Genomic DNA, 17,437 nt, shown 5'->3' on the forward strand with positions numbered 1-17,437 from the left:
GTTTCTCTTGGATACGCCTGAACCTGTACGCATTTTCCTGATTCGGCACGCCCGGCCAATGGTCAGTAAAAAAGGCTTTTTCAGTGCCGCTGCCGCCCGCCAATACATTTCTGATTACGATGCCGCCCAGGTAGAAGAGTTTGTTCTTGCCCATGAGGCCATTCCGTACAAAAACATAGCAAAAGTACATTGCAGCCCTCTTATCCGGTCCCAACTCACAGCAAAGGCCATTTTCGGCCACGACATAAAGCTTATCATTGACCCTAATTTCAGGGAATTCGAACGAAGGATCTTTTCACTTCCATTCATACAACTACCTATTCGTCTTTGGCTGTTGGGTGCCCGCCTGCTCTGGTTTCTGGGGTTTAACAGCCGTGGCATCGAGACTTTTAAACAGGCCCGTCAACGCGCTAAGCTGGCTGCCAAACAACTGGCCACCGAAGCTACCCGGGAATCGGTAGCAGTGCTGGTAGCGCATGGTCTCCTTAACTACTTTATTCTGAAAGAACTGAAACGACTTGGCTGGCAACAGACCATAAAAGAAGGAAGCGGCTTTGTGAGTGTGAATGTAGTAGAGTATCCCCGCCTATAGTTGCAAATAAAATCCTATAAAAGAAAGAATAAATACATGATTTACGTATGCTGGAGTATTGGCAAAAGCTTCTGATCCGCAGAAGCTTTTCAAGCCTGAACTCAAATTTTGTAAAACCTTAAACCAGCAATTTATGAACAGAATTTTACTGCTGATCTTCTGTGTTATGCTACTGAGTAGCAGTGCCTGGGCACAGACCGTTGTGGTATCGGGCAGGGTTACATCTGGTGCTGATGGAACTCCGCTACCCGGGGTAACGGTACTCGAAAAGGGAACCACCAACGGCGTAACTACAGATAATTCCGGTGATTACCGATTAACGGTAGCACCCAATGCCGTGCTACAATTCCGCCTTGTAGGCATGGTTACCCAGGAGGTACCTTTAAACGGCCGATCAACCCTTAACGTGCAGCTACAATCAGATGAAAAGCAACTGGAAGAGGTTGTAGTTGTGGGGTATGGTACGCAATTGAAGCAGGAGCTCACAGGCAATGTGGCCCAGATTTCAGGCGAGGCCATTGCAAATATACCATCTCCCTCTCTGGAGAGTGCTTTGCAAGGCCGGGCTGCGGGTGTTTACATTAACCAGGGCAGCGGAAAACTGGGCTCAGGGGTAAACATACGCATACGCGGAGCAGCATCGGTATCTGCCAGTAACCAGCCGCTGTATGTAGTAGATGGTATTCCTATTACCTCATCAGACCTGGGTTCTACCAACTTAGAACCACTTAACCCGATTGCTGACATTAACCCTAACGACATTGAATCCATTGAAATTCTGAAAGATGCTTCGGCAGCAGCTATTTATGGTTCCAGGGCATCAAACGGCGTAGTAATCATCACGACGAAGCGTGGGAAAGCCGGCAAAACAAACGTTGCCTTCAACTATTACACAGGTTTCAGCAAGCCAACCAAGATCAGGAAGTTTTTGAACGCTGCAGAGTATATTGAGCTGTTCTCAGAAGCTGCTGTAAACGTAGGCCTTGATCCGGAAGAAGAGTTCTCCTTCTTTGGGCTCGACATCAACTCCCCGTACGACGAGAACTGGGCCGAGGAACCTTTTGAAACTGGCAGCGTGTCGCAGTATGAGCTGTCGCTGAATGGTGGTAACGAGAAGACGCGCTTTTATATTAACGGTAACTATAACACGACTGATGGCATTATAATAGGTAACGAGTTCGACAGGGCCAGCGGACGCCTGAACATTGACCATAGCATATCAGACAGGTTCAGAATGGGTACGAATATTTCGCTTATCCGTACGCTTAATAAACGTGTTTCCGACGACAACGCCTTCTCAAACCCTATCCAGCTAAACGCCATACCGCCTATACAGCCTAAGATAGACCCTGAGACCGGTGAGCTGAACCGCCGCACTTTTTACTACAACAACCTGATCGACCAGCGCGACGGCTTTAACGATGCCCTTACCTACCGTACCATCAGCGCCGGCTTTTTAGAGTTCGATCTTCTGCCAAACCTGCAATTCCGCACAGAGCATGGCATCGACTTCCTAAACCTTCAGGAAGAACTATACCTGGGCAGGCTAACAGAAGACGGCGGTCCTACGGGCTATGGCTACAACGCTCAGTTTACGTCTATCAACTATAACACAAACAACACGCTGAACTATAATACCCAGCTCAACGATATTCACAAACTAAATTTCCTGCTTGGATTCAGTTACCAGGATGCAAACTCCAGGTCATCGTCTGTAGAAGCGCGCGGTTTTCCGAGCGACAGGTTTAAGAAAATAGCCAGCGCATCACGCATCATCAGTGGCAGCTCCACCGGAACCAACTATGTGTTTGTCTCTTACTTTACACGCGCTAACTATGTACTTAACGAGCGGTACCTGTTCAGTGGCAGCGTGCGTGTCGACGGATCATCCCGATTTGGCAGCGGCAACCGTTTTGGTACCTTCCCCGCTGTTTCGGCAGGTTGGATCATGACCGGAGAAGACTTCCTGCGTGATAACCCTACCCTGAGTTTCCTGAAGCTGCGTGCCAGCTATGGTCTGACCGGTAATGCCGAAATTTCCAATTTTGCCCCACTTGGGCTTTACAGTGCTGCAGCTTACGAGGAAGAGTCTGGCCTGGTACCTACTTCTCTGCCAAACCCAGACCTGCGCTGGGAAAAAACGAAACAGTTTGATATAGGCTTAGACTATGGTTTTTTTAACGACCGCATAACAGGTGAGATAGATTATTATATTAAAAACACCGAAGACCTGCTGCTGGAATTGCCATTACCAGCCACCAACGGTTATAGTTCTATTACAAAGAACATTGGCAAACTGGAGAATAAGGGCTTTGAATTTGTGATAAACACACAGAACCTGGTGGGAGCATTTACCTGGAGCACCAACTTTAATATCGCCTTTAACCGCAACAAAGTAACCGACCTGGGTGGCAATACCATTTTTGGCAACTCCAGAGGTCTGGGGCAGATACGCGAAGGCGAACCAATGGCCGTATTCTGGGGTCCTAAATATGCTGGCGTTGACCCTGACAACGGGGATGCACTGTACTATGTGCGTGCCGGCAGCGACGAAACTACGAGCAACTATAGCCTGGCCCAGTCGCAGCGCGTAGGTAACCCAAACCCGAAGGCTCTGGGAGGCTTTACCAACAACTTTGCCTATAAAGGCTTTGACCTGAATGTGCTGATGCAGTTTGTTACCGGCAACGATGTGTTCAACATGGCAGGTTTCTTCCAGTCTGTAAACGGCGACTTCTTCGATAACCAGACAAAAGACCAGCTGAGAAGATGGCAGAAGCCCGGTGATATAACGGATGTACCACAGGCACGATTATATGAGGCTAATGGTGGCGGCAGATCATCGCGCTGGGTGCAGGATGGTTCTTTCCTGAGAATCAACAATGTAAACTTAGGCTACAAAATACCGGAGAGCATGATCAATAAAATCCGTCTTACCTCGGTTCGTGTGTATGTGCAGGCTACTAACCTGGCAACCTTCACCGACTATGATGGCTATGATCCGGAAGTGAACACTACGTACTTCGGGCGAAGCAACGTAATGCTTGGTCACGACTTTTATACGCCGCCATTGGCAAAGACCTTCACTTTTGGTGTAAATATTGGCCTCTAACCATTAAAGCAGCATTTTTATGAAACTACGCTATATAATATTCGCAACGTTATTCTGCACCTTCCTGGGCACTACATCCTGCGACGATATGCTCGATGTGGAACCGCAGCAATCGGTGGATGCACGCGATGCCATTAACACGCCCCAGGACCTGCAGGGCGCTGTAATCGGAATGTACTCTATTTTGGGAGGGCCTGAACTATACGGCACCAACCTTTTACTCCTGCCGGAATTGCAGGCCTCAGAAGAAAGCTTATCATGGCTGGGTACTTTTGCCGGCTACAGACAGGTAAGCCTCAAGAACATGACAGCAGATAATACCGAAGCCCAGCGAACCTGGGTAGCTGCTTACCAGGCCATTAACCTGGCCAACATTATTCTGAGCAAACTGGATATAATGGAAGACCAGGAAGAACGAAACCGCGTGGAAGGCGAAGCGCTGTTTGTAAGAGGCATTATGCATTTTGAGCTGGTAAGAATGTATGGCAAAGCCTGGAACGATGGTGACCCTACTCAGAACCCGGGTGTGCCAGTCCGGATAACACCTGTAACCACTGAAGCCGAAGCATCTGCGTTGCCAACCCGCAGCTCGGTTGCACAGGTTTACACCCAGGTAATAGCAGACCTTATCAAAGCACGTGACCTGTTACCGGGTCGTAATAACGAACGGGCCAACACGTATGCAGCCAGCGGATTTTTATCAAGGGTTTACCTGCAGCAGCAGAATTATGCAGGCGCCCGCGACGAGGCTAACCGTGTGATTACAGAAGGCGGATTCGGGCTTAACCCATCTGTTACCGCCATCTTCCGCAACGACAATACAGCCGAGTCTATCTTTGAGATTCAGCAGAATGACCAGAACAATGCCGGTACCGCCAACGACGGCCTTACCACTTTTTATGCTGACCTGGAGGGTATTGGCCGTGCAGATATTGCGATCAACACGGAATTTTCGGATGAGAATCCAAACCGGTATACCACCTACGACCTGTATGAAGAAGATGACGCACGCCTGAACGAGCTGTTTTATGAAGGCTATAACTGGGGGGCAATTGCAACCGGCAAGTGGACTAGCTTTGGTCAGAACATTCCGATCATCAGGCTGGCTGAAATGTACCTGACACGTGCCGAAGCCAACTTCCGGTTGGGTACAACTATAGGTGCTACTCCCCTGCAGGACATCAACACCATCCGTACCCGCGCCGGCCTTAACCCGCTGACTTCGGTTACGCTTGACCGGATTCTGCTGGAACGCAGGCTGGAACTGGCATTTGAGGGTTTTAGAATACATGACCTCAAGCGAACTGAAACTGACCTTGTTGGCAGGAAAGCTAATACCGGAGAAGTTGTGTATGTGATACCATGGAATGCGGATGAGCTGGTATACCCGATTCCGCGTCGCGAAATTGATGCAAGTAAAAAGTCGCTGGAACAAAACCCGGGTTATAGCAGCTAAGCTGCCCCGGTAAACTATAAAGGCTCCTGAGGAGGAGCCCTTATAGTTTAAACTTATCTTACCTGGCAATAAAAAATTGCTAAACGTAATCCCCTTTTATCTGATGCTGAAGAGGTTTATCAGTCTTTCTTAAAAATACAACTAAACTTTTAGTTGTAAAACTAAGTATTTAGTTATATATTCATCTCAGCAAGTTGAAACACCCTATGAAAGAACTTACCAAAGCCGAAGAAGAGATCATGCAGATCCTCTGGAAAATAGAGAAAGGATTTGTAAAAGACATTATCGAACAGATGCCCGAGCCGCGCCCTGCTTACAACACGGTATCAACTATAGTGCGCATACTGGAGAAAAAAGGCTTTGTAGGCTACACCGCTTTTGGCAAATCTCATGAGTATTACCCACTGGTGGAAGAAGACAAGTACAAAAGCTTCTTTCTGAAGAACTTTATGAGCGGCTACTTTGGAGGCTCTTTCGAAAAACTGGTTTCGTTTTTTGCCAAGGATAACAACCTGAATGTAAAAGAGCTGGATCAACTGATGCGCCATGTAAAAGAAGACCTAACCGAAGAAAACGAACAGCAAAATGGAAGCAACTTATAACTATATCCTGCAGTCGGGGCTGTGCCTGCTCCTGTTCTATGTGTTTTACATGCTGGTGCTGCGCACTTTTCCGCGTACTGGGTTCAGCCGCCTCTACCTGTTGCTGGTCCCACTGCTGGCTATAGTTATCCCGCTTATAGAGCTGCCAATAGCGGCCGTGCAGCATTACCTGCCTGCCGTCGTGCTGCCGGAATTTGTATTGCCTGAGGTTATAGTTACTGCTCACCCCCCGCAGCAAACTATAGTTCCGGAAAGTATTTTTAGGCTGAGCTTTATGCTAACTATAGTTTATGCAACGGTGGCAGCTGTGCTTTTAATCCGATTAGGCAGACAATTACTAGAGCTGCGACAGCTGGCAAAAGATGCAACCATTATCCAAGGTCACAACACAGAGGCAACTATCCTGCAAACTGAAAAACACGCAACATTCGCTTTCCTGAACTATATTTTCCTGAACCAGCAAACACACCTGAGCGAGCTGGAACAAAAGCAGGTGCTGGCCCACGAACTAGCACACGTACGTTTAGGCCATAGTTATGATGTGTTGTATTACGAAGTGCTGACCGCCCTGCTTTGGTTTAACCCGCTCGTTTGGCTGCTGAAGGCGGAGCTGCGCGATGTGCACGAATACCAGGCCGATGCCGCTGTAACTACAGAATACCAGCCAGATGTTTATACCTCTTTACTGGCTAAAGAGGCCCTATACAGAACAGGTATTCCGGTAGGGCATCATTTTTATAAGCCACAGGTATTCAAGCGGCTGCGCATGCTCCAGAAACGTAACGAGCAAACCACTCTAGTTCGCCCGCTGCTTGCTGTACCACTACTATTGTTGATGGTATTCTTCTTCTCAGCTAAAGACGTAACAGCCGATATGGTAGAACGCCTGGCAAAGCCTGTAGCAAAACAATTTACAGAACCATCTCCAGCAACCACAACTCCACAACCTGAGCCTGAAACAGCAACCGGCCCGTTGGTAGCAACCCCTGAAACTATAGCACCAGAAAGATACATACCCAAACCAGCGGAAAAGCCGGCACCTGAAAAGTCCCAGCCACCAGCTAAACAGGAACCTTATAGTTATGTAGAGCAGATGCCAAGCTTCGAAGGTGGTGAGGTAGAGATGCACAAGTTCATAGCCAGAAGTATCCGTTACCCACAAACCACAAAAGAAGCTGGTTTAGAAGGCCTGGTAGTTGCAAGTTTCGTGATAGAAACGGATGGCTCCTTATCAGATATTACGATACTAAAAGGCCTGGACGAAGCTGCCGATCAGGAAACCAGAAGGGTTATAGAATCTATGAGTGGTAAATGGCAGCCCGGCATGCAAAATGGTCAGGTAGTCCCTGTAAGATACACTATTCCGATGCGGTTTGCATTAATTAACTAACTATAGCTACATATTATCCTCATTTAATCCGGCTCAGCAGCTGGCCTGGATGAACTTTGCCTATTAAATCCTTAAACCCAACTATAAGAGCACAATCATGACAAAACAAACAACACTAAAAACCCTGCTGGCAGCTCCGCTTTTGGCCCTGACAATAGTAATGGCAATGCCGGCAGCAACTATAGCCCAAAACAAGCCACAGGAGCAGAAGCCATTTATGTATGCAGAGCAGATGCCTGTTTATAAAGGCGGCGAAAAAGAATTATTGAATTTTCTGACAAATAACATTAACTACCCGGCTGATGCCAGAGCTGCCGGACTAGAGGGGCTGGTGGTCGTGACGTTTGTAGTAGATGAGACGGGTAAAGTAAACGATGCGAAGGTAGCTAAAAAGCTGGGCCGCGGCACCGACGAAGAAGCCCTGCGCGTCATTAACCTGACCAACGGCAACTGGACACCGGGACGCCAGGACGGAAAAGCGGTGGCAGTACAATACACAATGCCGGTCCGGTTTAGCCTGAACGAATCTGAAAGAGCAGCAACAGCCAGCATCGCAAACCAGTCGCCGAAATTTAAGGGTGGCCAAGAGGCGTTTTTCAACACCATATCCAAACATCTGCAACTGCCGGCAGAGGCCAAAAAGGAAAACCTGAACGCCCGTGTGGTGGTGCGCTTTTATGTAGATAAAGACGGCGCGGTATCGAACATCCGCCTGGAGGAAACCAAGCTGAAGAAAACAGTAGGTGCCGGTGCCAATATGGATTACATGGATGCCTCTACCTTCCAGCTGCAGAACAAAGCAGTACTTGCCAAACTTACCGAGGCAGCCACCGCAGCTGTTCGTGCCACTTCCGGAAAATGGGAACCGGCACTTAAAAACGGGCTGCCTGCCGGTTCAGAATTAGCTTTGCCGCTTCATTTTACAGGTAGCAACACCACTAACCCTACAACATTGGGCACCCCGGAAATGACCAAGTACACCAAGGCGGGTTATTCATTTGAAGAAGTAGATGTGAAACCGGTATTTAAAGAAGGATCGCTGGAAAGATTTCTGGCTAAGAACCTGCGTTACCCTGCTGATATAAATTTTGAAGGCACAGTAAAAACCGGCTTTTTTATAAATGAAGATGGTAAAATCATTGGTCCGCTTATGTTTGTAGACACCGATTTCGGTAAGGAAGGGTATGCTATTCAGCAAGAGATCAAAAGGGTATTTAACTTGATGGAAGGCAAATGGGAGCCTGGCAAAGTAGATGGTAAAGCCGTATCCGTTACCAAAGTGATTATAATACAGTTTGTAACCGACAAGAGCAGCAAAAAAACTACAGATACTGCTGCAACAAAGCCGGATGTTATAGTTACCAGGTTTAAGTAAAACTATATATGCCTCTTAAAACTATAGGAATGAAGAAGCTATTGCTAACTATAACTTTTGCCGCTCTAACTATAGTTAGCGTACTTGGCCAGAGCAGGGCGCTTACCTTTCAGGAAGCTGAAAAACAGGGTATCCCCTTCCAGAAGCTGGACAGCCTGTATAAAAGTGCCATCCATTCTGATGCTACTTTAGCTGTGTTCAAAACACCGGACCAGCAAACTGAGCTGCAGCATGCCTACGTTAAACTTTTGCAGGACCTGGGCACTTACCTGAGAGATAACAATTTTAAATGGGAAACACAGGTCCGCGGTGCGAACAGAATCTACATGCAGCCGGATGGCCGGATAGATTACTTCCTGTTTCACTTTCCGGAAGGGCAGCTTACACCGGAAAAGGAGCAGCAATTCACACAACTGCTGAACCGTTTTATCCGCAACTATAGGTTTGCCATTACCGCCCCGGAAAAGTTTGCCCAATGCAGCGCCGTGCGCTATTCAGATAATTAAATAAAAAGCCCGCAGCTAAACTATAGTTGCGGGCTTTTTAAACTATAAAACTATAGTTTACATATCCCACTCATTCAGGCTCGACATGGCGTGGTAAGCCGTCATATCAAACTGGCAGGGCACTACCGAAATATAGTTGTTCACGATCGCCCATTCATCTGTATCTTCGCCTTTATCATGGTTTACAAAGCTGCCGGTCATCCAGAAATAACGGCGGTTACGTGGGTCCAGGCGCTCGTCAAACTCTTCCTGCCAGCGGGCGTGTGCCTGTCTGCAGATCTTTACTCCTTTTATAGGCTCTTCACTTTTCTTCGGGAAGTTCACGTTCAGGGCAGTATTCTCCGGAATGCGGTGTTTTAACGCCTGGCGAATAATTTGCTCCACATAAGGCGCTGTATGCGAGAAATCCGCTTCGTGGCCATAGTCGCAAAGTGAGAAGCCAATAGCAGGAAGTCCTTCAATAGCCGCCTCTATTGCCGCCGACATGGTGCCGGAATACAATACGCTGATGCTGGAGTTAGAGCCATGGTTTATGCCGCTTACTACCAGGTCAGGGTTGCGGTCTTTCAGCACATGGTGCTTCGCCAGTTTTACGCAGTCGGCTGGTGTGCCGGAGCATTCGTAGGCTTCTATCCCAAGATCATCAAATGCAATGGATTTATCGAGGCGTAGTGTGTTGCCTATCGTAATAGCATGTCCCATACCAGACTGTGGTCCGTCGGGCGCTACTACTACCACGTCTCCTACTTTCATGGCTACTTCAACAAGTGTTCGTATGCCCGGTGCAGTAATACCGTCGTCGTTCGAGATCAGGATCAGAGGTTTAGCCATTTCAATATTTTTAGTTGCTGTATAATAAAATAAACGAATTTCTTTTTCGTGCTAATATACAACAACCAGATGCTGTGCATCAAGGTTTAATAATTATTATATTTAGCTATAAGAACCTCACCTGAATGCTCAAAAATATATTTTACGCGATCCTGCTGGGAATAGGTATGGCAGCCTGCCTCTCTCAGAACGACACAAGCGGCGACGATGAAACCTCCAATGCCGCTATCGAAGAAACGATAGCCGACCAGCCCGAACAACCTGTAACGCCCTCAGCCGAGCAATTGCAGATTGCGCCCGGCCGTGTAGGATTTATATCAGTTGGTGAAGCCATAGAACCCATGCGCCAGAACATACCGGCTGCCTTTGGAATTACCGATACCACCCTGCAGCAGGAAGGCATGGAATCTACAGCCTATATCATCAGGCCAAACGGACAGAACAAAGGCTTTATAGTTGAGCAGGAATGCGCTCCCGATTGCAAAGTATGGCGCCTAAATGTACAGTCAGAAGCATTTACAACAGCTAAGGGCATACGGGTTGGGTCTAACTATAGCCAGTTGCAACAAACGCACCCGGTTAGCACGGTTACGCTTGCCGATGGTGGCCTGGTAGCCGTGGCTGCTGAGGGCGGTTTAAGCTTTGTACTGGATGCTACGCAGGTACCTGCAAATCAGCGTGCAAGGCTCACACCGGAGACCGTGCCGGCAAACACACTTGTCAAAGCCATTCTTGTATATTAGAGATTTGCAATATTTCGCTCTAATTTGTATTATTGCTCCATGGCTTTCATTAACTACCGCTACAATTACAAAGATTTTGGTCTGCTGCTCTTACGTCTCGGCATTGGCTTTATGTTCATACTGCACGGATGGCCCAAACTAACGGGTGGCCAGGAGAAATGGATACAGATCGGGCAAACTATGGAATTGCTGGGCATCAGCTTCGCGCCGGTGTTCTGGGGCTTTATGGCTGGCTTTGCTGAAGTAGTGGGCGGAGCGCTTATTATGCTGGGTTTGTTCTGGCGTATCTCGTGCCTGCTGTTGGTTGTTACCATGCTGGTTGCCACTCTCCGACACGTAACTGCCGGCGATGGCTTTGGTGGTTACTCTCACTCCCTGGAGGCTGGTATCCTGTTCTTTGCCCTGCTGTTTATCGGCCCTGGCAAGTATAGTTTCGATAAAGCCTTTTTCACAAGCAAAAGAGACCGCAGGTTATACTAAATCTGCAAGCTATAGCAACACCGCTCCTGCCACGCAAACTATAGCTTGGCAGGAGTTTTTGTTTACACCGCTTACCGCTTTTCAGGTAGATTTCTCACCTGAAAAAACTTAACTTACCACCTCAATTCTCAACTTAGATTTGCTTATGCTGACCACCCTACTTTTAGCTGCCCTGCTCACAACAGGCTCTCCCGATAAAACTGATCTGAAAACGCCCTACGAAAAAGGGAACGGCAACATAACCGCCACTTACGAAGAGGCCATTGAATGGTATAAAACCCTTGATAAGGCCTATGACGAAGTAAAGATGGTACCTTATGGGTATACTGATTCCGGCAGATTGCTGCACCTGGTTATAGTTTCTACTGACAAAGATTTTGATCCGGCCTCAGTTAAACAAAAGAACAAGCGCGTGCTGCTGATACAGAACGGCATACACCCTGGCGAACCCGAAGGAATTGACGCTACCATGATGCTGGTGCGCGACTACCTGCAGGACAAGAAAAAAAGAAAGCAGCTGGATAATGTAATACTGGCCATTATTCCGGTTTACAACATTGGGGGAGCGCTTAACCGCAACAGCCATACCCGTACCAACCAGGAAGGCCCTGAAGTGTATGGTTTCCGGGGCAATGCACGCAACCTGGATCTGAACCGCGACTACATTAAAACAGACTCGCGTAATGCAAAACTGTTCCACCTGATCTTCCGCGACTGGGATCCGGATGTGTTTATGGACAACCATACCTCGAACGGGGCAGATTACCAGCACGTGATGACGCTGATTGCCACGCAGCACAACAAACTGAACCCAACCTTGGCCGGCTACCTGAACAGTAAAATGCTGCCAACCCTGTATAGCGGCATGAAGCAGGATAAATTCCCGATGGTGCCTTACATGAATACCATCGACGAAACTCCTGACAAGGGAATTGTAGGCTTTATGGAGTCGCCACGCTATGCAACAGGTTATACTGCTCTTTACAACACCATTGGTTTTGTGCCGGAAACACACATGCTCAAGCCTTTTAACCAGCGTGTGCAGGCAACTTATAAACTGATGGAGAACATGATCGAAACCGTTCACCGCGATGCGGACGAGATTGGCAGGCTACGCGCTCAGGCTAAAAAGGAAACGCTGCAGCAGCAAAACTTTAATCTGAACTGGCAGCTCGACACAACCAAAGTGGAGCAGATTCCTTTCCTGGGTTATGCAGCTAAGTATAAAGCCAGCGAAGTAAGCGGACTGGAGCGCCTGTACTACGACCGTAAAGCGCCTTATAGTAGAAACATCAACTACTATAACACCTTTACCCCAACCACTACAGTACAGAAACCGGTTGCCTACATCATACCTTTTGCCTGGCACGAAGTAATTGACCGCCTGAAAACCAACAAGGTAGAAATGCAGCAACTTACCAAAGACACAACTATAGCTGTAGACACTTATTACATTACCGACTATAAAACAAGCCCGCGCGCGTACGAAGGCCACTACATCCACTCCGATGTAAAGGTTGAGAACCGCACCATGAAGCGCCAGTTCCTGAAAGGAGATTACGTGGTGTTCCTGAACCAGGAAGCCAACCGTTTTCTGGTAGAGACGCTGGAACCGCAAGGTCCGGATTCTTACTTTGCCTGGAACTTCTTCGATTCTATTCTGATGCAGAAAGAGTACTTCTCGAGTTATGTGTTTGAAGACCTGGCTGCTGAGTACCTGAAAAAGAACCCAAAATTGCGCGAGCAACTGGAGGCACGTAAAAAGCAGGACCCGGAGTTTGCCAAAAACGCCCGCGCTCAGCTGGATTTTGTGTATAAGAACTCCCCGCACTACGAGTTTACACACAACATGTACCCGGTAGGTCGCCTGATGCAGGATGTGAAATTACCGCTGTAAACTATAGCACTTTAACTATAAAAATAGCTGTCCCTTCAGGCAGCTATTTTTGTTTATAATATATAGCTGTAACATAACTATTTACGCCAAATTTTCTCTCTCCCAACACTTCCGTGCCACAACTAAAACAAACTTTTCCGGAACCAAAAACTTGATTTCCGGCGTTATCTCTATAAATTGCATGTACATACATTAAATATACTTACATATAATGACACTGATTAATCATTTGAACTGGCGTTATGCAACCAAGCGTATGACCGGGGAGCAGGTACCGCAGGAGAAGATAGACTATATACTGGAAGCAACCCGTTTGTCTGCCTCCTCAATGGGGTTACAGCCTTATACTGTGCTGGTTGTTGAAGACAAGGAGCTGCGCAGCAAAATACAGAAAGTAGCCTATAACCAGCCTCAGATTGCAGAAGCATCGCACCTGCTGATCTTCGCTGCCTGGGATAAAGTAACTGAAGCAGACATAGACGCTTATATGCAGAATATTGCCCAGGTGCGCCAGGTGCCTGTAGAATCACTCGCGGATTTTAAGGGTAGCCTGATGAACTCTGTTGTGAACCGCACGCAGGAACAGCAATATGAGTGGGCCGCCCGCCAGACCTATATTGCCTTAGGCACTGCCTTGGCTGCCGCAGCCGAGCAAGGTGTGGATGCAACGCCAATGGAAGGATTTACTCCGGATGCGCTGGATGAACTCCTAAATCTGAAAGAAAAGGGACTGCGTAGTGTAACGTTGATGCCAATCGGCTATCGCAACACAGAAGCCGATTTCCTGGCAACTGCAAAGAAAGTACGCCGTGACAAAGAGCAGCTTTTTGTAAAGCTGGCTTAAGTACCAACTACCGTTTTTTATAGTTTAGAAAGCCACCCATAAAGGTGGCTTTTTTTATTGCTCCACAAAACAAACAACTATAGTTTATGCCTTACAGTAGTCCATCTGCACACTCAATTAACCCAAATGGCAAAGCTTTGCGATAAGCTAAACTGTAGTTCTATAGACTCTAATATCAGGTATTAACTATAAGCTATTTCCTACGTTTAATGCCTCTATACCACTGTGTGATTTATATGAAAAAGCATAACAATGAGCTGGAGATAGATGAAGACATGCAGCTCGAGCATCGCACCTGGGTCATACAACGGATAAGCTGGGTAATTCTATTCCTGATACTGGTTGCGGCGTTGCTGGGCTTTACAGGCCGTGGGGGCGTGAAAGGTATAAACAAAATAACAAGAAGCACCCCTTCCCAGTCGATGGAAGTGGAATATGATCGCTTTTTACGGGATGAAGTGGAAGGAGAAATGAAAATCAGCCTGAAGAACCTGAAATCTACAAGCCCAACGATCTTCTTTAGCAAGCCATTTTACGACAAGATACGAGTAGAAGAAATTGTACCGGAACCGGAGCATATAGAAATTGACCAGGAAGGCATTACATACACTTTTCGTACAGCAAAACCCGAAAGCATTATCCTGTTTTATACAAAGCCCATGCATGTTGGCAACATACAGGTAATTACCAGAGGTCCTGATAATGAGACTATTTCGATGTCACATTTTGTGTACCCTTAATGAAGCTGAACAATGGATACTATAATAAAAGGCGCAATTATTTACATCTTTCTGCTACTTATCTTCAGGTTAAGCGGCAAGAGAACCATGTACGATGTCACCGTATTTGATTTTGTGTTGTTGCTGATCATTGCTGAAACTACGCAGCAGGCACTTCTCGGCGATGATTTCTCGCTGACCAATGGTTTACTGCTCATTACAACCCTGATCGTGCTCGACATTATTATATCGCTCCTGAAGCAGAAATACAGTCCCATAGAAAAACTGGTGGACGGGGGGCCGATGATAATTATGGACAAAGGCCAACTACTGAAGGACCGCATGCAAAAAGAACGCATTGATGAATCAGACATTCTGGAATCGGCAAGAGACCTGCATGGGTTGCAACGCCTGGACCAGATCAAATACGCAATATTGGAAAAGAACGGGAATATCACGATTATTCCGCAGGAGAAAACCAGCTGAACTATAGTTACCGTTCACAACCATCATATATAACAAAAAAGCCACCTAAAACGGTGGCTTTTATAGTTTGTAGTAATGCTATTACAGCATCGAAGCTGAGTAAGGATTAGAGAGCAGCTCCCCGAATAGCTCCCAGCGCTTGGCAGGGTTATCGTCGGTTCCGCCATGCTGCTCTATATAGTTGCGAACCAGTTGCTGGCCCAGGTTATAGTTTATTACATAGCTGCGGTACTTATCCATAAAGCGGGTGCGCTGCAGGGCTTTGTCTCTTGGGTACAGGTTATAGTTTACCAGTATATCGGCAGCTTCTTCTCGCGAAATATCGCCATTCAGGTAGGCCCGGGCAGCTTCGTTACCTGCAAAATCAAGCTGGCCTATTTTATCAAGTATGGCATAGTATCGGTCCGCCTCAGAAGCATCCAGGCCGGCTAAAGGGAACAGCACTTCTTTCTCAAACTCTATTCTGTCCTGCGCCGGAAAAGCTACATCAATGCCATAGTTGGCGCTACCTTCTGCTATAAGGCTTTGCGGCGAAAACAGCGGGTAAATGGAGTATTCTTTCCAGCCTTTTTCATCAACTAAATTTTGTTCCAGCAATACATTAAATACGTGGTGGCCCGGGTAGCCTTCGTGTGCAGCCAGGTCTATAGCACGCTCAATGTAGATCGGAAAATCAGTATTAATCTGGATTAAACTATAGCCTTTGCCTTTATAGTAATTATACCCCGACCAGGCTTTATCGGTCACAAACTCCAGGGTAAAGTTCTCGTTTTCGGGCAGTTTATAGTGTGCTTTGGTACGGGTACGGGCTTCTGCAATGGCTGCTCTGAACACAGTATCCAACTTGTCTTTTGGTATCTCGAACCTGGCACGGTAAGCATCCCAACGTTCTGCTATAGTTCCGGCGCCTGGCAGCTCACGGTCAATATCGGCCAGTATGGTTTTAAAATGCGAGAGCGGATAATGCGGAGGCTCAGCATCGTATAGCAGTTTGGCCTCCTCATCAAAGCGATAGTTTTTGCCCTGCATCATTTCCACTTTGGTAATGGCAGCAATTACCTGCTTCTTAAACATAGCCAGCCGGCGCTTTTCGTCTGCAGCCAGGTTTGCTGTGTCCTGCTCATGTAGCAAGGTCTGTATACCGCCGAACTCAGCTAAAAACTCGGTAGCAGGTAACGTATCAGCAGGCTCGCCGGTTGGTTTCCATTCTTCTGGTCCGTAGTAGGCATCCACAATATCGGAGTCGTACTGGCCCAACCTGAGCAGGGTCTTTACATAGCGCTCAGCCAATTGGTCCATGGTAGCTACATTGGCCGTTTCAGGCTCAGTTTTGGTAGAAGAGCAGGCCCAGCAGCAGGAAATCAGAACCAGCCACAATCCTTTTTTGAGTGTTTGCATCTACAGGTGCTTATAATTCAGGGTTGTAATTTATAGTTGCCCGACCAGTTATTAAAAACAAATGCCGGTAACTTATACGTAACCGGCATTTATATCTATGAGGCTGAAAAATTAATCTGCAGAAATAATAAATCCCCCGGCGTGTACTGATTACGTCGCTTACCTGCCTTTATTGTCATCACCCGGCAGAAAATCAGCTCACTATGGGGCTATAGTTTAAATTTCTATTTCGCCAGTCAGGTAAGTTACTGCTTTGCCTGTAATTTTTACACGGTCGCCGATGTACTGGCAACCCAGGCTGCCTTGTCTTTTAGAGAGTTGCTTTGCAGTCATTACCTGTTTGCCCAGTCGTTTACTCCAGTATGGAATGAGTGTAGTATGCGCCGAGCCGGTTACAGGGTCTTCCACGATGCCTACCTGCGGGCAGAAAAACCGCGACACAAAGTCCACTTGCCTGCCCGGTGCCGAAACTATAACGCCGCGCGCCGCTACAGAATTTACCAGGTTCGTGTCCGGGTTAAATCCGGCTACTTCCTCCTCCGAACTATAGATCAGCAGGTAATCGGTTTTGCCTTTGTAGGTTTCCTGTGGTGCCTTCCCGAAGGCTTGTACCAACGCTTCCGGAGTTTCAGCAGCTTCACACACATCCGTGGGGAAGTCCAGGGTTAAGGTATCGCCCCTGCGTTGTACCCGCAATAATCCACTGCGCGGAGAAATCAGGTTTATAGTTTCGGATTGGTGGTTATAGTAGTTAAACAGCACATAAGCCGCTGCCAGTGTTGCATGTCCGCACAGGTCTACTTCTACCGTAGGGGTAAACCAGCGAATTTCATATCCGTCGCCAGCTTTGACTACAAAAGCGGTTTCTGCCAGGTTATTCTCGGCTCCAATGTTCTGCATGGTAGCATCATCGAGCCAGGCATCCAGCACACACACCGCCGCCGGGTTGCCACCAAATACCTTATCCGTAAAAGCGTCTATCTGGTATAGTTTAATTTTTGCCACA

Annotated in this window: 16 protein-coding genes; 13 read left to right on the forward strand and 3 right to left on the reverse strand. The window is 47.4% G+C overall.

The features are described 5' to 3' along the window. Nucleotides 1-7: 7 nt before the first annotated feature. The 7 genes from GXP69_RS12775 (at nt 8) to GXP69_RS12805 (ending at nt 9,033) form a co-directional block, all read left to right on the forward strand. On the forward strand, nt 8-592 hold the full coding sequence (locus tag GXP69_RS12775; protein WP_235925705.1) for a histidine phosphatase family protein: 585 nt from the start codon (nt 8-10) through the stop codon (nt 590-592). Between the two features lie 133 nt (nt 593-725). Next, nucleotides 726-3,704: a SusC/RagA family TonB-linked outer membrane protein gene (locus GXP69_RS12780; RefSeq protein WP_163915460.1), complete on the forward strand. Its 2,979-nt coding sequence runs from the start codon at nt 726-728 to the stop codon at nt 3,702-3,704. A 19-nt stretch (nt 3,705-3,723) separates the two neighbouring features. Continuing rightward, a complete protein-coding gene (locus tag GXP69_RS12785) occupies nt 3,724-5,160 on the forward strand; it encodes a RagB/SusD family nutrient uptake outer membrane protein (RefSeq protein WP_163915461.1) in 1,437 nt (478 codons plus the stop codon). Between the two features lie 206 nt (nt 5,161-5,366). Continuing rightward, complete coding sequence (locus GXP69_RS12790) at nt 5,367-5,762, forward strand: BlaI/MecI/CopY family transcriptional regulator (RefSeq protein WP_163915462.1); 396 nt, start codon at nt 5,367-5,369, stop codon at nt 5,760-5,762. Next, nucleotides 5,746-7,152 (forward strand): M56 family metallopeptidase, encoded by a 1,407-nt coding sequence (locus GXP69_RS12795; RefSeq protein ID WP_163915463.1) that lies wholly within the window; start codon nt 5,746-5,748, stop codon nt 7,150-7,152. The genes GXP69_RS12790 and GXP69_RS12795 overlap by 17 nt, the downstream gene beginning before the upstream one ends. Before the next feature lie 97 nt (nt 7,153-7,249). Further along, nucleotides 7,250-8,527: a TonB family protein gene (locus GXP69_RS12800; protein ID WP_163915464.1), complete on the forward strand. Its 1,278-nt coding sequence runs from the start codon at nt 7,250-7,252 to the stop codon at nt 8,525-8,527. 29 nt (nt 8,528-8,556) lie between these two features. Continuing rightward, the gene (locus tag GXP69_RS12805) at nt 8,557-9,033 is read left to right on the forward strand and encodes a hypothetical protein (protein WP_163915465.1); all 477 of its coding nucleotides are present in this window, start codon (nt 8,557-8,559) and stop codon (nt 9,031-9,033) included. A 57-nt stretch (nt 9,034-9,090) separates the two neighbouring features. Here GXP69_RS12805 and surE read toward each other — a convergent pair whose 3' ends face one another. Continuing rightward, nucleotides 9,091-9,864: a 5'/3'-nucleotidase SurE gene (gene surE / locus GXP69_RS12810; RefSeq protein WP_163915466.1), complete on the reverse strand. Its 774-nt coding sequence runs from the start codon at nt 9,862-9,864 to the stop codon at nt 9,091-9,093. A gap of 125 nt (nt 9,865-9,989) precedes the next feature. Between surE and GXP69_RS12815 the strand changes: the two genes are divergently transcribed. From GXP69_RS12815 to GXP69_RS12840, 6 genes are all read left to right on the forward strand, one after another. Further along, nucleotides 9,990-10,607, forward strand: a complete 618-nt coding sequence (locus GXP69_RS12815; protein ID WP_163915467.1) for a mechanosensitive ion channel protein MscS — start codon at nt 9,990-9,992, stop codon at nt 10,605-10,607. Nucleotides 10,608-10,646: 39 nt separating this feature from the next. Next, entirely contained in the window at nt 10,647-11,087 is a 441-nt protein-coding gene (locus tag GXP69_RS12820) for a DoxX family protein (RefSeq protein WP_163915468.1), read from the forward strand. Nucleotides 11,088-11,232: 145 nt separating this feature from the next. Beyond that, nucleotides 11,233-12,984, forward strand: coding sequence for a M14 family metallopeptidase (locus tag GXP69_RS12825; protein ID WP_163915469.1), 1,752 nt, complete (start codon nt 11,233-11,235; stop codon nt 12,982-12,984). 211 nt (nt 12,985-13,195) lie between these two features. Continuing rightward, a complete protein-coding gene (locus GXP69_RS12830) occupies nt 13,196-13,828 on the forward strand; it encodes a nitroreductase family protein (protein WP_204282019.1) in 633 nt (210 codons plus the stop codon). Between the two features lie 236 nt (nt 13,829-14,064). After that, nucleotides 14,065-14,568 carry a hypothetical protein gene (locus GXP69_RS12835; protein ID WP_163915470.1) on the forward strand — a complete coding sequence of 168 codons (504 nt, stop codon included), beginning with the start codon at nt 14,065-14,067 and terminating at the stop codon, nt 14,566-14,568. Between the two features lie 12 nt (nt 14,569-14,580). Then, nucleotides 14,581-15,033, forward strand: coding sequence for a DUF421 domain-containing protein (locus GXP69_RS12840; RefSeq protein WP_163915471.1), 453 nt, complete (start codon nt 14,581-14,583; stop codon nt 15,031-15,033). A gap of 81 nt (nt 15,034-15,114) precedes the next feature. Here the strand turns inward: GXP69_RS12840 and GXP69_RS12845 are convergent, their stop codons facing one another. Together GXP69_RS12845 and GXP69_RS12850 are read right to left on the reverse strand one after the other, a co-directional pair. Further along, nucleotides 15,115-16,431 carry a DUF885 domain-containing protein gene (locus GXP69_RS12845; RefSeq protein WP_163915472.1) on the reverse strand — a complete coding sequence of 439 codons (1,317 nt, stop codon included), beginning with the start codon at nt 16,429-16,431 and terminating at the stop codon, nt 15,115-15,117. 216 nt (nt 16,432-16,647) lie between these two features. Continuing rightward, the gene (locus GXP69_RS12850; RefSeq protein WP_163915473.1) at nt 16,648-17,436 is read right to left on the reverse strand and encodes a PhzF family phenazine biosynthesis protein; all 789 of its coding nucleotides are present in this window, start codon (nt 17,434-17,436) and stop codon (nt 16,648-16,650) included. Nucleotide 17,437: the final 1 nt, after the last annotated feature.

The sequence above is a fragment of the Pontibacter burrus genome (assembly GCF_010686685.1).
Lineage (GTDB): Bacteria > Bacteroidota > Bacteroidia > Cytophagales > Hymenobacteraceae > Pontibacter > Pontibacter burrus.